The 16,144-nt window shown below is 68.3% G+C and carries 20 protein-coding genes; 14 read left to right on the plus strand and 6 right to left on the minus strand.

Annotated features, from left to right (window positions below; genetic code table 11):
- Nucleotides 1-27 precede the first annotated feature (27 nt).
- The 6 genes from BM009_RS05145 (at nt 28) to BM009_RS05170 (ending at nt 3,954) form a co-directional block, all read left to right on the plus strand.
- A complete protein-coding gene (locus BM009_RS05145) occupies nt 28-624 on the plus strand; it encodes a TetR/AcrR family transcriptional regulator (RefSeq protein WP_093294301.1) in 597 nt (198 codons plus the stop codon).
- 131 nt (nt 625-755) lie between these two features.
- The gene (gene crcB, locus BM009_RS05150) at nt 756-1,136 is read left to right on the plus strand and encodes a fluoride efflux transporter CrcB (RefSeq protein WP_093294303.1); all 381 of its coding nucleotides are present in this window, start codon (nt 756-758) and stop codon (nt 1,134-1,136) included.
- On the plus strand, nt 1,133-2,245 hold the full coding sequence (locus BM009_RS05155) for an RluA family pseudouridine synthase (RefSeq protein ID WP_093294304.1): 1,113 nt from the start codon (nt 1,133-1,135) through the stop codon (nt 2,243-2,245). Before crcB ends, BM009_RS05155 begins: the two co-directional genes overlap by 4 nt.
- Before the next feature lie 157 nt (nt 2,246-2,402).
- Nucleotides 2,403-3,062, plus strand: a complete 660-nt coding sequence (locus tag BM009_RS05160) for an HAD-IA family hydrolase (protein ID WP_093294306.1) — start codon at nt 2,403-2,405, stop codon at nt 3,060-3,062.
- A complete protein-coding gene (locus BM009_RS05165) occupies nt 3,059-3,280 on the plus strand; it encodes a hypothetical protein (RefSeq protein WP_093294307.1) in 222 nt (73 codons plus the stop codon). Before BM009_RS05160 ends, BM009_RS05165 begins: the two co-directional genes overlap by 4 nt.
- Nucleotides 3,277-3,954: an ATP12 family chaperone protein gene (locus BM009_RS05170; RefSeq protein ID WP_093294309.1), complete on the plus strand. Its 678-nt coding sequence runs from the start codon at nt 3,277-3,279 to the stop codon at nt 3,952-3,954. Before BM009_RS05165 ends, BM009_RS05170 begins: the two co-directional genes overlap by 4 nt.
- 6 nt (nt 3,955-3,960) lie before the next feature.
- On the opposite strand, the gene gmk is transcribed toward BM009_RS05170, so the two are convergent.
- From gmk to fumC, 3 genes are all read right to left on the minus strand, one after another.
- Nucleotides 3,961-4,647 carry a guanylate kinase gene (gmk, locus tag BM009_RS05175; protein WP_093294311.1) on the minus strand — a complete coding sequence of 229 codons (687 nt, stop codon included), beginning with the start codon at nt 4,645-4,647 and terminating at the stop codon, nt 3,961-3,963.
- 56 nt (nt 4,648-4,703) lie between these two features.
- A complete protein-coding gene (locus BM009_RS05180) occupies nt 4,704-4,922 on the minus strand; it encodes a hypothetical protein (protein WP_093294653.1) in 219 nt (72 codons plus the stop codon).
- Nucleotides 4,923-4,987: 65 nt separating this feature from the next.
- On the minus strand, nt 4,988-6,379 hold the full coding sequence (gene fumC, locus BM009_RS05185; RefSeq protein WP_093294312.1) for a class II fumarate hydratase: 1,392 nt from the start codon (nt 6,377-6,379) through the stop codon (nt 4,988-4,990).
- A gap of 190 nt (nt 6,380-6,569) precedes the next feature.
- Between fumC and BM009_RS05190 the strand changes: the two genes are divergently transcribed.
- Both BM009_RS05190 and BM009_RS05195 read left to right on the plus strand, forming a co-directional pair.
- Nucleotides 6,570-6,995, plus strand: a complete 426-nt coding sequence (locus tag BM009_RS05190; RefSeq protein ID WP_093294314.1) for a hypothetical protein — start codon at nt 6,570-6,572, stop codon at nt 6,993-6,995.
- Nucleotides 6,995-7,735, plus strand: a complete 741-nt coding sequence (locus tag BM009_RS05195) for a TorF family putative porin (RefSeq protein WP_093294315.1) — start codon at nt 6,995-6,997, stop codon at nt 7,733-7,735. Before BM009_RS05190 ends, BM009_RS05195 begins: the two co-directional genes overlap by 1 nt.
- A 192-nt stretch (nt 7,736-7,927) precedes the next feature.
- On the opposite strand, the gene BM009_RS05200 is transcribed toward BM009_RS05195, so the two are convergent.
- A complete protein-coding gene (locus BM009_RS05200; RefSeq protein WP_093294317.1) occupies nt 7,928-8,365 on the minus strand; it encodes a copper chaperone PCu(A)C in 438 nt (145 codons plus the stop codon).
- Between the two features lie 177 nt (nt 8,366-8,542).
- Here BM009_RS05200 and dnaK point away from each other — a divergent pair, with 177 nt between their 5' ends.
- The 6 genes from dnaK to BM009_RS05230 all read left to right on the plus strand — a co-directional run bounded on the left by dnaK (nt 8,543) and on the right by BM009_RS05230 (nt 14,094).
- On the plus strand, nt 8,543-10,465 hold the full coding sequence (dnaK, locus tag BM009_RS05205) for a molecular chaperone DnaK (RefSeq protein WP_093294318.1): 1,923 nt from the start codon (nt 8,543-8,545) through the stop codon (nt 10,463-10,465).
- 124 nt (nt 10,466-10,589) lie between these two features.
- Nucleotides 10,590-11,708, plus strand: coding sequence for a molecular chaperone DnaJ (dnaJ, locus tag BM009_RS05210; RefSeq protein ID WP_093294320.1), 1,119 nt, complete (start codon nt 10,590-10,592; stop codon nt 11,706-11,708).
- A gap of 19 nt (nt 11,709-11,727) precedes the next feature.
- The gene (locus tag BM009_RS05215; protein WP_093294321.1) at nt 11,728-12,396 is read left to right on the plus strand and encodes a spermidine synthase; all 669 of its coding nucleotides are present in this window, start codon (nt 11,728-11,730) and stop codon (nt 12,394-12,396) included.
- A 143-nt stretch (nt 12,397-12,539) separates the two neighbouring features.
- The gene (locus BM009_RS05220) at nt 12,540-13,208 is read left to right on the plus strand and encodes a cupin domain-containing protein (RefSeq protein WP_093294323.1); all 669 of its coding nucleotides are present in this window, start codon (nt 12,540-12,542) and stop codon (nt 13,206-13,208) included.
- Nucleotides 13,209-13,267: 59 nt separating this feature from the next.
- A complete protein-coding gene (locus tag BM009_RS05225; RefSeq protein WP_093294324.1) occupies nt 13,268-13,555 on the plus strand; it encodes a barstar family protein in 288 nt (95 codons plus the stop codon).
- Nucleotides 13,556-13,716: 161 nt separating this feature from the next.
- Nucleotides 13,717-14,094: a PRC-barrel domain-containing protein gene (locus BM009_RS05230; RefSeq protein ID WP_093294326.1), complete on the plus strand. Its 378-nt coding sequence runs from the start codon at nt 13,717-13,719 to the stop codon at nt 14,092-14,094.
- A 182-nt stretch (nt 14,095-14,276) separates the two neighbouring features.
- Here BM009_RS05230 and BM009_RS05235 read toward each other — a convergent pair whose 3' ends face one another.
- Together BM009_RS05235 and BM009_RS05240 are read right to left on the minus strand one after the other, a co-directional pair.
- On the minus strand, nt 14,277-15,161 hold the full coding sequence (locus BM009_RS05235) for a GNAT family N-acetyltransferase (protein WP_254772145.1): 885 nt from the start codon (nt 15,159-15,161) through the stop codon (nt 14,277-14,279).
- A complete protein-coding gene (locus BM009_RS05240) occupies nt 15,158-16,111 on the minus strand; it encodes a polysaccharide deacetylase family protein (RefSeq protein WP_093294327.1) in 954 nt (317 codons plus the stop codon). Before BM009_RS05240 ends, BM009_RS05235 begins: the two co-directional genes overlap by 4 nt.
- Nucleotides 16,112-16,144 lie beyond the last annotated feature (33 nt).

Below are 16,144 nucleotides of genomic sequence, written 5' to 3' on the forward strand. Positions count from 1 at the left end.
TCAAGTATATCATGATATAGAGTTTGCATGACCCTCCACAAGCCCGACGGACGCATTGTTGAGAAGGGGGAGCCGGTCCGTCAGCGGGTGCTCGATGGGGCGGAACGGCTGCTGCGCAGCGGCAAGGCCGAGTTTTCGATGCGCGACCTGGCCGCCGAAGCGGGTGTCAGCTTCGCAACCCCGTTCAATCAGTTCGGCAGCAAAGCGGGGATTATGCATGCACTTTCCGGGCGCCGCATCGAGACCATGACGTCGCGCTATGCAGCCGCTTCTCCCCCCGCCAACTCGGCTCGGCGGGTTCGGCTGGCGGTCGAGGTGGCAGTCGCCGTCATGCTGGACGAGCCAGCCGTGAATCGCGCGGTGATGGGGTCGATCGGCACCGCCGGCCCGGCGCAAGCCGACGCGCTGGTACGATCCACGGCCTATTGGGAACGCGCTCTTGAGGGTGAGCCGGGCATGCCGGGCCCAGCCGAGCCCTTCGTCAAGGAGCTGCCCCGGCAGCTCGCATTCGCCTTTCGAGGCGCCCTTTCGTTTTGGTCGGCTGGCGAGCTACCCGACGCGGAGCTTGGCCCGGCCGCCCTCGCGATCGCGGATACGCTGATGCTGCACGTCGCAGCGCGCTAGCGTTGCCGACCGGCGCAAGTGCGTGAACTTAGCCCCGTAGCGGCCACCCGCCGAGGCGGCCGTCCCGAACCTGCGAATCGGCGCGCACCCCGAAACTTCCCCTTTGCCCCGATTCGCGCTAGGGGCGCACGATGCCCAATCTTTTTCTCGTGATGCTCGGCGGGGCCATCGGCTCCGCGGCCCGCTACGGCGTTGGCCGCGCCGGCGTCGCCCTGCTCGGCCCGGCCTTCCCCTGGGGGACCCTTGCCGTCAATCTTGTCGGCGGTTTCCTGATGGGGCTGCTCGGCGCCAGCCTGCTGCGCTTCGGCCCCAATGCCGAACAGGCGCGGTTGCTGCTCGGCGTCGGCGTGCTCGGCGGCTTCACCACCTTTTCCTCCTTCTCGCTCGAGACCTTCGCGATGATCGAGCGCGGCGACCTCGTCGTGGCGATCGGCTATGTCCTCGCCTCGGTGATCGGCGCGATCGGCGCGGTCGCCATCGGCATGGCGCTGGCCCGGGCGGTGACGGCATGAGCGGCTCCGAGGACGGCGTCCGCCAGTTCGTCGTCGGCTATGACGATGACGGCATCCGGCTCGACCGCTGGTTCAAGCGGCATCTGCCGGACGTGAGCTTCAACCTCGTCTCGCGCTGGGCGCGGACCGGGCAGCTCCGCGTCGACGGCTCGCGCGCCGCGCCGGGCGACCGCATTGCAGCCGGCCAGCAGATCCGCGTGCCCCCGGCCGAGCCGGCCAAGGCCGCCGCCGCCGCTGCCCCGCGCGCCAAGCGCGCGCCCAAGCCGCTCAGCGAGGAGCAGACGGCCTTTGCCAAGTCGCTGGTGATCCACCGCGACGACGCGGCGCTGGTGCTCAACAAGCCGCCGGGTCTCGCGACCCAGGGCGGCACCAAGACGTTCGAGCATGTCGACGAACTGCTCGACGGGCTGTGGTTCGAGGCGGAGGGCCGGCCCAAGCTGGTCCACCGGCTCGACAAGGATACGTCTGGCGCGCTGCTCGTCGCCCGCTCGGCACGCGCCGCAGCCTTCTTCTCGAAGAGCTTCTCCAGCCGCACGGCGCGCAAGATCTACTGGGCGCTGGTGATGGGTGTGCCGGACATTGAGGACGGCTTCATCGAGCTGCCGATCGGCAAGCAACCGGGCACCGGCGGCGAGAAGATGCAGGTCGACATGGAAGAGGGCCAGCCCGCCCGCACCCGCTATCGGGTGATCGAGATGGCCGGCAATCGCTGCGCCTGGGTCGAGCTCCAGCCGTTCACCGGCCGCACCCACCAGCTGCGCGTTCACATGGCGGCGATCGGCCACCCGATCGTCGGCGACGGCAAATATGGGCTGCAGGAGGCGTTCCTCACCGGGGGCATCAGCCGCAAGATGCACCTCCATGCCCGGCGCATTCGCATCGACCATCCCGATGGCGGCCGCATCGACGTCCGCGCCGACCTGCCGCACCATTTCGCCGAGTCGATGCACACGCTCGGCTTCGACCTGGCGGTGGGCAATGCGCTGGAGATCGACGACGGCCCGCCGCCGATGAGCAAGGAACTGCTCAAGCAGAAGGCCAAGGCGCACGCCAAGAACTACCGCAAGGAACGCCGCGGCGAACGGCGGGGCCGGGGCGAGAAGAAGTGATCGGGCAACATCCTCCCCTGCAAGGGGAGGTGGCAGCCCGCAGGGCTGACGGAGGGGTGTCGACGCTGATGGCTCGTACCACCTTCACCACCGGGGACACCCCTCCACCACCGCCCGCGGCGGTCCCCCTCCCCCTCCGGGGGAGGATCGGGGGCGCATGAACCGCCTCGCCCTGTTCGACTGCGACGGCACCTTGGTCGATAGCCAGGCGAGCATCTGCCTTGCCATGGAGCATTGCTTCGCCGGCCAGAAGCTGGAGCCCCCCGCCCGCGAGTCGATCCGCCGCATCGTCGGGCTCAGCCTGGTCGAGGCGATCGCCCAGCTGCTTCCGCAAGCGGAGGACGATCTCCACCGGCACCTCGCCGAGGAATATAAGCGCGCCTATTTCGCGCTGCGCACCGCCGGTCATATCGAGGACGAGCCGCTCTACGACGGCATTCTCGAAGCGATCGAGACACTCGATGCCAATGGCTGGCTGCTCGGCGTCGCCACCGGCAAGTCCGACCGCGGGCTGATCCGTGTGCTGGAGGCGCACGGCCTGCGCCAGCGCTTCGTCACGCTGCAGACCGCCGACCGCCACCCCTCCAAGCCGCACCCGTCGATGATCGAAACCGCGATCGCCGAAGCAGGCGCCGCGCCCGAGACGACGGTGATGATCGGCGACACCAGCTTCGACATGGCAATGGCCGTCGCCGCCCGCGCGCACCCCTTGGGTGTTGCATGGGGCTACCACACTCCCCATGATCTCCACGCGGCCGGCGCGGTGCGGGTCGTGGAGCATGCGTCGGCGATCCAGGCGCATCTGGAGGCCCTGTGACCGACGCCGATCGCCTTGCGCGCAACCGCTATTTTCTGATGATGGGCGCAAACTGCGTCGGCGTCGCCGGCGCGGTGCTGGCGCTGCTCATCCTGGGCCGCGCCAAGACAACCGAGATGACCATGCTGGGCATCGCGCTGATGCTCGCCTCGTTCTGGGTCATGGCGGCAATCCCTAGGATGCTCGCCCGCCGCTGGAGGACACCCCCCGAAGCATGAAACGTTTCTGGAAGACCGTGACAATCGTCGACGGCGCGATCGCACTCGATGGCCGCCCCGTCCGCACCCCTGCCCGCGCCGCGCTGACGCTGCCCACGCCGCAGCTGGCCGAAGCGGTGGCCGAGGAATGGCGCAGCGTCGGCGAGGAGATCGATCCCCGCGCAATGCCGCTGACGGGCCTCGCCAACGCCGCGATCGACCAGATCGCGCCGAACCCCGCCCCCTTCGCGGCGGACCTCGCCCGCTATGGCGAAAGCGACCTGCTCTGCTACCGGGCCGAGCTTCCCGAGCCGCTGGTCGAGCGCCAGGCTGCGCGATGGGACCCGCTGCTCGACTGGGCGCGTGCGCGCTACGACGTGCATTTCGAGACGACCGCCGGCGTCATGCATCGCCCGCAGCCGCCGGCGACGATCGCGCGATTGCAGGAGGTGGTAGCGGCGCTCGATCCATTCCGCCTCGCCGCACTGAGCCCGCTGGTCACGATCAGCGGCTCGCTGGTAGCGGCGCTGGCGCTGCTCGAAGGCGCCGTCGATCCCCAGACGATCTGGCGCGCCGCCCAGCTCGACGAGGACTGGCAAGCCGAACAATGGGGCGAGGACCCGCTGGCGGTACGGGCCCGCGAGGTCCGGCAGGCTGACTTCGACGCAGGCGTGCGATTCCTCAGCCTGCTGTAAGGCAGGTCAGAGAACGTCTGAGGATTCCCCGGTGGGGTCGCCGCGCTTCATCAGGCCGCGGATGAAGCCGATCAGGCCGGTCTGGCGCGAACGCTTGAGCCGTTCGGCCTTGAGGATGGTGTGGACCGCCTGGAAGCACGCATCGGCATCGTCGTTGACCAGGACGTAATCATAGCCGTCCCAGTGGCTCACCTCGTTCGAGGCGCGGGCCATGCGGTGGGCGATCACTTCGGGCGTGTCGGTCTGGCGGCCTTCCAGGCGGCGGTGCAGCTCGGCCATGGACGGCGGCAGGATGAACACGCGGACCACGTCGCCGCCCATCGTCTGGTGGAGCTGCTGCGCACCCTGCCAGTCGATGTCGAACAGCATGTCGCGACCGGTGGCGAGCACCGCGTCCACGGGGCCCTTGGGGGTGCCGTAGCGATGCTTGAAGACGTGCGCCCATTCGATGAAATGGTGCTGCGAGACCATCTCGCGGAACCGCTCGACATCGACGAACGTATAGTCGACCCCGTTCACCTCACCCGGCCGCGGCTCTCGCGTGGTCACCGAAACGGAGACGGCGAGATCGGGTTCGGCTGCCAGCAGCTTGCGGGCGATGGTCGACTTGCCGGCGCCCGAGGGCGAGGAAAGGACAAACAAAACCCCGCGGCGATGGAATCCATGCGGGTCGTTCTGGTGCGAATGGGCCATGCGGGCCTTTGGCGTAGCGGCACCCGGGCCGTCAAGCCCGGGCACCGTTTGGCGGCTTACGCGCCCAGCCCCGTATCGGGACCGTGTTCGGTGGTCAGCTTGCGCTTGAGATAGGCCGCGCCCACCGCGCCCGCGCCGAGCACGAACGCCGCCGGCACCACGCGCTTGGCGACTTCCCAAGTCGCGACGCCGACCGCCGCGCCCACTGCGCCGCCCTCGCCGTCGCGCCGGTCGATCTTGCTGCCGATCCAGCCTGCAATCAACTTGCCGATCATTGTCTTCTCCTTCCCCGCAAGAACGGCGGTGCGGCGGCAGCGTTCCCGCCGCTCGCCGCAGCCGATCAACGGCCGATCATCGTCTCCGGCTTCACGAACTTATCGAAGGTCGCGCTGTCGACAAGGCCGAGCGCCAGGCCCGATTCCTTGAGGGTAAGGCCCTTCTCATGGGCGTTCTTGGCGATCTTCGCCGCATTGTCGTAGCCGATGGCGGGAGCCAAGGCGGTCACCAGCATCAGCGAGCGGTCGACCAGTTCCTTGATCCGCGCCTCGTTCGCCACCGCGCCATCGACCGCGCGCTCGGCGAAGTTGGTCATGCCGATCGCCATCAGCGTGATCGAGCGCAGGACGTTGGCGCCGATCAGCGGCTTGAACACGTTGAGCTCGAAATGCCCCTGCATGCCGCCCACGGTGACGGCGGTGTGGTTGCCGATCACCTGGGCTGCGACCATCGTGAGTGACTCGCTCTGGGTGGGGTTGACCTTGCCAGGCATGATCGAGCTGCCCGGCTCGTTCGCCGGCAGCTCCAGCTCGCCGAGCCCCGAGCGCGGGCCGGAGCCCAGCAGGCGGATGTCGTTGGCGATCTTGGTGAGCGATACCGCCAGCGTGTTGCAGACGCCCGAGAGGTTCACCAGCTGGTCCTTGGTCGCCAGCATCTCGAACTTGTTGGGTGCCGAGACGAAGGGCAGCCCGGTGATCTTGGCGATTTCCGCCGCCACGTCCTCGGCATAGCCCTGCGGCGAGTTCAGCCCCGTGCCCACCGCGGTGCCGCCCAGCGCCAGCTTGAAGATGTCGAGCTCGAGCACGCTCTGGAACCGCGCCCGCGCCGAAGCGAGCATCGCGGCGTAACCCGAAAATTCCTGGCCCAGCGTCAGCGGCGTCGCGTCCTGCAGATGGGTGCGGCCGATCTTGACGATGTGATCCCAGTCGTGCGCCTTGCGGTCGAGCGAGCTGTGCAGCCGCTCCAGCGCCGGGAACAGGTCGAGCGTCACCGCACGCGCCGCGGCGATGTGCAGCGCGGTCGGGAAGCTGTCGTTCGACGACTGCGCCATGTTGACGTGATCATTGGGGTGGATCGGGCTCTTGCCGCCCCGCTTGCCGCTGAGGATCTCGTTGGCGCGGCCGGCGATCACCTCGTTGACGTTCATGTTGGTCTGGGTGCCGCTGCCGGTCTGCCAGATCACCAGCGGGAACTGGTCGTCGAGCTTGCCGTCGATCACTTCCTGCGCGACCTGGTCGATCACCTCGGCGATCTTGGGGTCGAGCCCGTGCTTCACGTTCACCCGCGCCGCCGCCTGCTTCACGATGGCTTGCGCATGGACGATGCCGATCGGCATCCGCTCCTCGGGCCCGAACGGGAAGTTCTGGATCGATCGCTGGGTCTGGGCGCCCCAATAGGCGTCGGCGGGAACTTCGATCGCGCCGATCGAATCGGTTTCGGTGCGCGTGCCGGTCATGTGCTTCTCCGCTTGGTTTGTCCGCGATGTAGGCCGCCTGCCCCGCCCCACAACCCGTATGACAGTCGGCATTTCAGCGGCGGCGGCCAAGCCCTGAGAAACACTTGGTAACTTGCATTCCGGCGAAGGCAGCGCGCAAAGACACCGTGCCACCGGCGACAACAGCCGGGGCAACCGCAGGAGAAGAGCCATGATCCCGTTGATTCTGGGGCTGCTGCTCGCCGCCCCCTTTTCCGAGATCGCGCACAGCGTGCGCATCGACCACCCCGCCGGCCCGGTCCATGCCGACTATCGCATGCGCGTCGACGTCCGCCACCAGCAGCTCGGCGTTGCCGCCCCCGGCGGTCGCGCCTCGACGCTGCGCTGCCGCTGGGAGGCCGATCTGGTGGTCGACCGGCACGCGCGCCACGCTGCCGGCACGCTCCAGCGCGCGCTGCGCCAGGAAGGTGTCGCCGCCGGCAGCCGTCCCGGCTGGTGCACCGCCAACCGCGCGGCGATCGCGAAGGACGTTGCCAGCGCGACCAAGGACATGCGAGGCGCGGTCGAAGCGCTCGCCGGCCAGGATGCCGAGATGCTGCGCGCCGAACTCGATCAAATAGGACGTGTAAACACCTGATGCGTATCCCGCTTACCGTTGCCGCCTTCGCCGCGCTCGCCCTTCCGCTCGCCGCCCAGGCCCAGGTCCTGCCCAAGGTCTCGGGCGGCGTCGAACTCTCGACCGACGAAAGCCGCCGCGGCCTGAGCTGGAGCGAGAACCAGCTCAGCGCCTCGGGTGACCTGTCCGCCGGCATCCTCGGCTTCGACGCCTCGGCACGCGTGGCGATGGTGCGCGAATCGCGCCGCCATGCCGGCGCCGACACGGTGTTCGACCTGGAGGCTGGCCATGGCTTCGACATCGGCCTGTTCAAGCTGCGCGGCTTCGTCACCGGCCACGTCTTCACCGGCGCGGCGCGGGCCATGGACTATGTGGAAGTGGGCGCGGACGGCAGGTTCTCGCTCGGCCCGCTGCAGCTGAACGGCGGCGCGACCTACGCGCCGGACCAGGGGCCGATCGGCGGCGACAATCTCTACCTGCACGCGGGCGCCGCGGTGGGCGTGCCCTCGACGCCGTTCACCGTGTCGGGGTCGATCGGGCACACGACCGGCAGCACCGACGACCTTCGCGCGGCGCGGCTGCGCCCGACCGGCGATTACACCGATTGGCGGATCGGCGTGGAGCATGTCAGCGGGCCGCTGACGCTCGGCGTCGATTATGTCGGGACCGACATCGACACCAACCGCGCGGTGTCGTCGCCGTACGCGGACCTGCGGCACAGCGGCAACCGCGTGCTGGGGCGGGCACGGCTGTCGTTCTGAAGCGTGCTTCGATCCTCCCCCTCGAGGGGGAGGATAGCGTAGCTTGGCAGCGTGCTGCCTAGCGAAGCTTGGAGAGGGTGAGCGGCTGCGCAGCTGCCGCGCGAGGCAGCGCCTCGCTTTGCCCCTCTCCCTCCCACCGCCTGCGGCGGCGGGCCCCTCCCTCTCCCCGGCGGGGAGAGGGTGTTCTGGCCGCTACCGCTGCTCGGCGCCGGGCACCGCCACATCGGCCACCGCGGTCGCCTCGTGCCCGCTGGCGAAGTGGAGCGTCAGCGGCACCTTCTCGCCGGCATGGACATTGGGCACCAGCCCGAACAGCATGACATGCTTGCCGCCGGGCGCGAACTTCACCTCGGAGCCGACCGGCAGGTCGAGGCTGGCGAGCTGGGTCATCTTCGCCATGCCGGCCGCGTCTTTGTCGCTCTCGTGAATCTCCGCCTTGTCGGCCGCGCGGGTCGAGACGCTGACCAGCGTTTCCGCCTCGCGCCCGCCGTGCAGCGTGAAATACGCCGCCCCCGGCTGGCCCGCCACCGCCGGCAGCCGAATCCACGCGCCATCCACCTTCACGCCGTCCGCCTGGGGCGAACACGCCCCCAGCCCTAGAACCGCTACAAGTCCCGCCAGAGTGCGCATTCGGCATCCTCCCTCTTTGATTTGGGAAATCTTGTAGAAACCCAGGCGTCTTGCGGCAAGGCACGACGCACCTATATCCCCCCTCGGACATCTGGACGGCGGTCGCCTCTTCTGGGGCCGGCATCCAGGTAACGCTTATGAACCCTTTTGTTTCGATTGTGGGGGCCAACGAGGACCATGGCTAAAGTTATCGGTATCGACCTGGGCACGACCAACAGCTGCGTTGCGGTGATGGAAGGCGGCAAGCCCAAGGTCATCGAGAATGTCGAAGGCGCACGCACCACGCCGTCGATCGTCGCCTTCGCCAAGGATGGCGAGCGTCTGATCGGCCAGCCGGCCAAGCGCCAGGCGGTGACCAACCCGGACAACACCATCTTCGCGGTGAAGCGCCTGATCGGCCGCCGCTTCGACGACCCCGTGACCAAGAAGGACACCGAGCTGGTGCCCTACACGATCGCGCGCGGCACGAACGGCGATGCGTGGGTCAAGGCCGGCGGTGAAGAGTACAGCCCGTCGCAGATCTCGGCCTTCATCCTGCAGAAGATGAAGGAAACCGCCGAGTCGTACCTCGGCGAGAGCGTGACGCAGGCGGTGATCACCGTGCCGGCCTACTTCAACGACGCCCAGCGCCAGGCGACCAAGGACGCCGGCAAGATCGCGGGCCTCGAAGTGCTGCGCATCATCAACGAGCCGACGGCGGCCGCGCTCGCCTATGGCCTCGACAAGGACAACAACAAGACCATCGTGGTCTATGACCTTGGCGGCGGCACCTTCGACATCTCCGTGCTGGAAATCGGCGACGGCGTGTTCGAAGTGAAGGCGACGAACGGGGATACCTTCCTCGGCGGCGAGGATTTCGACAACAAGATCGTCGATTACCTGGCCGACCAGTTCAAGAAGAAGGAGGGCCTCGACCTCCGCACCGACAAGCTGGCGCTGCAGCGGCTGAAGGAATCGGCCGAGAAGGCGAAGATCGAGCTGTCGTCCGCCGCGACGACCGAGATCAACCTGCCCTTCATCACCGCCCGCATGGAAGGTGGCGCGACCACCCCGCTGCACCTGGTGGAGACGATCACCCGCGCCGATCTGGAGCGTCTGGTCGACGACCTGATCAAGCGCACCCTCGAGCCGTGCCGCAAGGCGCTGGCCGATGCGGGCGTCAAGGCCGAGGCGATCGACGAAGTCGTGCTCGTCGGCGGCATGACCCGCATGCCCAAGGTCCGTCAGGTCGTGAAGGACTTCTTCGGCAAGGAGCCGCACACCGGCGTCAACCCGGACGAAGTCGTCGCCATCGGCGCGGCGATCCAGGCCGGCGTGCTCCAGGGCGACGTCAAGGACGTGCTGCTGCTCGACGTGACTCCGCTGAGCCTCGGCATCGAGACGCTGGGCGGCGTGTTCACCCGCATGATCGACCGCAACACCACGATCCCGACCAAGAAGTCGCAGGTCTACTCCACCGCTGACGACAATCAGCAGGCGGTGACGATCCGCGTCTTCCAGGGCGAGCGCGAGATGGCGGCCGACAACAAGATGCTCGGCCAGTTCGACCTGGTCGGCATCCCGCCGGCGCCGCGCGGCGTGCCGCAGATCGAAGTCACCTTCGACATCGACGCCAACGGCATCGTCAACGTGTCCGCCAAGGACAAGGGCACCGGCAAGGAGCAGCAGATCCGCATCCAGGCCTCGGGCGGTCTGAACGACTCCGACATCGAGCAGATGGTGCGCGATGCCGAGAAGTTCGCCGAAGAGGACAAGAAGCGTCGTGCCGCGGCCGAAGCCAAGAACAACGCAGAGAGCCTCGTCCACACCACGGAGCGTCAGCTTGCCGAGAATGGCAACAAGGTGGACGCGTCGCTGAAGGGCGAGATCGAGGCGGCGATCGCCGAGACCAAGTCGGCGATCGAGAGCGGCGATGCCGATGCGATGACCGCCAAGGCCCAGAACCTCGCCCAGGTGGCGATGAAGCTCGGCCAGGCGATCTACGAGAAGCAGGCTGCCGAAAACGCCTCGCCGAACGCGGGTGCCGCGGCCGGCAGCGAAGCCGGTGGCGAGGAAGTGGTCGACGCCGAGTTCTCGGAAGTGGACGACAACAAGGCGTAACTATTGCCCCTCCCTCTCCCCGCCGGGGAGAGGGCCGGGGATTGGGGGGAGCGGGCATGATCGATGCGATCCGGCATCGGTGTAGTTCCTCTCCCTGTCCCCTGATGGGGAGAGGGCTTGCTGGATGACCACCGAAGTCGATTATTACGAACTGCTCGAAATCGAGCGCACTGCGGACGATGCGACGATCAAGTCGTCCTACCGCAAGCTCGCGATGAAATATCACCCGGACAAGAATGCCGGGTGCAAGGATTCCGAGGCCAAGTTCAAGGCGATCAGCGAAGCCTATGACTGCCTGAAGGACCCCCAGAAGCGCGCAGCCTATGACCGCTTCGGGCATGCCGCCTTCCAGAACGGCGGCGGCGGCCATGCTGGCGGCCAGGGCGATTTCGGCGCGTTCAGCGACATTTTCGAAAGCGTGTTCGGCGAGTTCATGGGCGGCGGGCGCGGCGGCGGCCGGCCCCAGCGGCGCGGGGCGGACCTGCGCTACGACATGGAGATCTCGCTCGAACAGGCGTTCCACGGCCATTCGACCGACATCACCATCGATGTCTCGGGTCCCTGCGACAGCTGCCAGGGCTCGGGTGCCACGCCCGGCACCAAGGCAAAGACCTGCACGACGTGCGCCGGCCACGGCAAGGTGCGCGCGCAGCAGGGCTTCTTCATGGTCGAGCGCACCTGCCCGACCTGCCACGGCGCCGGCGAGGTGATCGCCGAACCCTGCCGCACCTGCCGCGGCGAGGGCCGGACCGACAAGACGAAGACGCTCAAGATCGAGATACCGCCCGGCGTCGACGAAGGCACCCGCATCCGCCTGACCGGCGAGGGCGAGGCCGGCGCGCGCGGGGCACCGGCAGGCGATCTCTACATCTTCCTCCATGTGACGCGCCATTCGCTCTACGAGCGGCAGGGCACGACGCTGTACGCCAATGCGCCGATCAGCTTCACGACGGCGGCACTGGGCGGCGAGATCCGCATCCCGGGCCTCGACGGCGAGGAGCATGTGATCAAGATCCATGCCGGCACGCAGTCGGGTCGCGAAATGCGCCATCGCGGCGCCGGCATGCCGGTGCTGCAGGGCCGCGGCCGCGGCGACCTGGTCGTGCGGCTGGAGGTGGAGACGCCGACCAAGCTCAGCGGCCGCCAGCGCGAACTGCTCGAGGAATTCCGCAAGACCGAGACGGGCGAGGAATGCCCGCAGTCGAGCGGCTTCTTCGCCAAGCTGAAGGCGGCGCTCGGTTGATGCCGGGCGCCTTCCCCGCATGACCCCGCGCGAACTGCTCGACACCGCCGACGTTCCCGGCGGCGAACCGCTGCGGCTGTTCCGTCGGGGCGACGATCACATGATCGTGCTCGAACGCAACGAGCTGATGAACAGCCGGATGAGCGGTTCGGAAGAGGCGCTGGCGGTGATGACGCTCGAGCGGCTCGGCAAGCGCGAGGCGCGGGTGCTGATCGGCGGATACGGCATGGGCTTCACCCTGCGTGCGGCGCTGGCGGTGCTCGGCAGCAATGCCAAGGTGACGGTGGCCGAACTGGTCCCCAAGATCGTCGACTGGGCGCGCGGGCCGATGGCGGCGCTGACCAACGGGTGTCTGGACGATCCGCGCGTGAAACTGGTGTTCGACGATGTCGGGCGCGTCATCGCCGATGGGCAGAATGCCTATGACGCGATCCTGCTCGACGTCGACAACGGCCCGGACGGGCTGACGCGCGTCGGCAACGACAGCCTCTATTCGATGCGCGGCCTCGATTCCGCCCGCCAGGCGCTCCGCCTCGGCGGCATCCTCGCGGTATGGTCGGCGGCGCCCGACGCGCCCTTTGCCCGCCGGATGCGCGACAGCGGCTTCCAGGTCGAGGAAGTCGCGGTGCGCGCCCGCCAGAACGGCAAGGGCCCGCGCCACGTCATCTGGTTCGGCCAGCGGCGCTGACGGGGCTGTCGGGCTGACCGGGCCCGGCCTCGACGGGTCGGAGTCCAGGGCGGCTCCGCCTGGAGCGCGACCGTCGGCATGCTTGTGCGGTCGTCGAAAAGCAGACATTGTCATGCTCCGGCTTGCGATTGCGGGGTGGGCACATGTGGAAGATCTTCAGCACGGTCGCTTGCGCTGCAGCCGTAGCTTGGCCTTCGGTCGCGTTCGCCCAGGCGACGACCCGCCCGTGCGGTCCGGACGAGAGCGCGGGCCCGGCCTGTCTGCTGGCACGAAAGCACCTCGCATCCCTGCCGCGCGGCAAGGTGTATTGGCACCTCGACCGTTTCACCGCGACCAAGGAAGCACAACGCGCTGCAACGACGGCCAGTGTCGTCGCGGAGGCATTCGGTTCGGTGTGGCTTTTCACGATTGCGAGGGCGAGGTGGCGTCCGCTTGGCGGCCGGCACGTGTCGACGATCGGGCCGCTGCCGGTGACGCCGGCAGCCGGCTACACGGCCGACTATATCCGATCCGTTTTCGAACCCGGCACGACGGCGCCCTTGCATGTTCACTCCGGCCCGGAAGCGTTCTTTGCCGTCGAGGGCGATACATGCCTCGAAACCCCCGACGGCGTTCGGATCGGCCGCGGGACGGGCAATAGCTTGATGATCGAAGCCGGACCGCCGATGCTGCTGATGGCAATCGGGCGGGTTCGTCGGAAAGGCTTCGCGCTGATCCTGCATGACGCCGATCAGCCGCCGACGACGCTCACGCACGCGTGGCATCCCCGGGGCCTGTGCGCTCGGCAGCTTGCCTCCGATCAGCGCCGCTAAATCCGTCGTCCGTTTTCGCCCCACTTGCGGACATTCGCCGAACGCGCGATTCAAATGCAATGCCGACCATTTACATCGACTGTGAAGGCGTGAAATGTGCTGACGACGTTTGGCAGCGCTATATCGATGCAGCCAACCCCGAAGGCGCGACGGTTTTTGGGCGCAATCTCGATGCGTTCTGGGACGCTATTGAGCATGGCGGCCCGGGTTGGCCTGGACCGGCAAAGTTGGTCTTCAAGCATTCAACAGAACTAGCGGCGCTCCAAGTTAGAAGAGGATTTTCGCTTCTGGATGGGCTGCGCCAGATCGCTGATGAGGCGTCGCAAACTCCTATCGAGCTAGCGTAACTTCAACGTCCGCTTCCCACCAGTCTCAGCCGCTTACGATCCCGATCTGCACGAGCCCTATGCCGGTTGCCCCAAACGTCGGCCCGGTCATCCCGTCTGCGGAACGACATGCCGGGCTCGTGCATTCCAAGAGGCGCAAGTTCCCAGAAGGAAGTCCGTCCATGTCCGATACACCCGAAACCACCAGCCTGCTCGTCACTGCCCGCGTCGACGGGCTCAAGGTGCGCAGCCGTGATGGCGATTCGCTGGGGCAGGTCCAGGCGTTCATGGTCGAGAAGGGCAGCGGCCACACGCTCTACGCGGTGCTCAGCCTCGGCGGGTTTCTCGGCATGGGCAAGAGCTACTACCCCCTGCCCTTCGAGCTGATCTCCTACGATGCGACCGGCGACGATTACATCGTGACGATCGACCGCCGCGTACTGGAGGGCGGCCCGAGCTGGGCGAGCAACGCGCCCGAATTCACCCAGGCTTATGCCGATCGCGTTTCCAACTATTACGGCCTCTCCGCCGCGCGCGTGGACCGCGTGCCGCTGGATTGAGGGCCTAGCCGGCGGGTCAAAATCAAAGCGTATCCTCCCCCGCGAGGGGGAGGTGGCGCGCGAAGCGCGACGGAGGGGGAGGATGCCAGAACCTTTCGGGCCTGCTTGCTTCCTCCCCCTCCGTCAGGCCTTCGGCCTGCCACCTCCCCCTGGCGGGGGAGGAAACACTAGAAAACCTCCGCTCACCCGCGCCGCAACCGCTTGGCGACGCTCTCGCCACCCAGCCGCCGCACCGCCCGTTTGGCCAGCGCCACGCCGCCATCGAACCCCGCCAGCGCCGCGACGAGCGCCCGGTTCGCCAGCGTCGGGCGCAGCAGCAGCAGGTCGACGCAGGCCACCCCGCCGCTTGCCATCTGGCGCTTGTGCTGGCCCTCGCCCTCGGTGAAGTCGAACCAGGCGAAGCGGCGTTCGGCGAACAGGTCGCGCAGCGCCGCCAGCTGCAGCACTGCGCCGGGGGAGAGCGCGGCGAAGTCGGGGTCGTGCCCGACATGGGCGTAGAGCAGCGTATCCCCCACCGCCGAGCAGCAGAGATAGGCCACCGGCCGATCCTCCAGCAGCAGCAGCCAGGCTCGGACCGCGTCGGCCGCCGCCAGCCGCTGCAGGCCCGCCAGGTCGTCCGGCAGGCCAGCGCCGAGCAACCGTTCCTGATAGGTCCGCGCCGACAGCGCGCGGGCGAGCGGGTAGAAGTCGGCCATTTCCGCCGCCGTGCGATAGCAGCGCACCGCGCCGCCGAGCCGCTTGGCCTTGCGCTTCAATCCCTGCCGCGTGTTCGCCGAGAGCCCGGCGAGCCACGCGTCGAACCCCAGCGACAGGTCCACGTAAAAGCGCGTGTAGCGCTGGCGGACAATTCCCAGCATCCCGCCACCCAGCAGCGCCGCGCATTGTACCTCGGGCAGCGAGGTCACCACAAAGCCCTGCGCATCGGCCGAGAGCGGCGGCAGCGCAGGGCTATCCCCCGCCCGTGCCTCGGCCAGCGTCAGCGGCACCCGCACCAGCCGCCGCCGCACCGTCGCCAATGTCCGCGCCCCGACCATGAAGCGCAGCGCCACCGTCTGCGCGTCGCTCACCCCGCCCGCTCCTCGACGAGGTTGGACCAGAGCTGTTCGGCCTGGCGCAGCCGGGTGCGCAGCATGCTGGGGGCGAGCGGCGCGTCGTCCTGGTCTAGGGCCAGCGCAGGCCGGTCGGCGAAATGCGCGGTCGGTAGCACCGCGCGCCGCGCCGCGAGCATGGCGCACAGCGCCTCGAAGCGGCGGACATGCACCGCATTGGGGCGCGTGCCCGTGCGGTTGGCCAGCTCGAAGCCGTGGCTGACGATCGTCACTGCCGCGTGGCGCTCGGCCACCGCATGGTCCAGGGCCGCGCGCATCTCGCGGGCCGACAGCGCGCAGATCTGGAAGTGGCGCAGCTGCGGGCCCGCGTCGATCAGCGTCACGGGCACCTCGATCACGCCCTGGTGCAGCACCGGCGCGATTCGCTGCGGCAACAGGCCGATGCCGCTCGGCCAGGGGTGCTCGGAGCCGTTGTGGCTGGAATCATAGGCGAAACCCTCGGTCGCCAGCGCGGCGAGCGTCGCGTCGTTGGCCGAATAGCTGCCGCCGCGGAACGCGATCGGGGGCCGCGCGCCCGCCTCGATCAGCAGCGCCCGCGCCTGGCGGATCAGCGCGCGCTGTTCCTCGGCGCCGTAATCGACCAGATCGAACCTCGCCGGCATCTTCGCGCGATCCGCCGCGCTTGCCCCGGTCCAGTTGGGATGGAGATGCAACTGCACCTCCTGCCCCGCCGCGCGGATCGCCCGCACCACTGCGGCGATCGGCGCGAGGCCATGGATCAGCGCCGGCATCGGATCGACGAAGAAGCAGGCCTTGAGCCCATGCGCCGCCAGCCGCTCGAGCTGCCAGCCGACGCCCACCCCGGCCGGCTCGAACGAGCGCGCCGCCATCTCCGCCAGATCGAGCCCGGCGACGTGGTGGCGCCACATCAGCTCGGTATCGATCGTCAGGAAGACTTGGGTGGGCATGCAGGCGCGTCTCGCAAGCGCCCCGGAGACGGG

The sequence above is a fragment of the Sphingomonas sp. NFR04 genome, from assembly GCF_900114095.1.
Taxonomy (GTDB): Bacteria; Pseudomonadota; Alphaproteobacteria; order Sphingomonadales; family Sphingomonadaceae; genus Sphingomonas.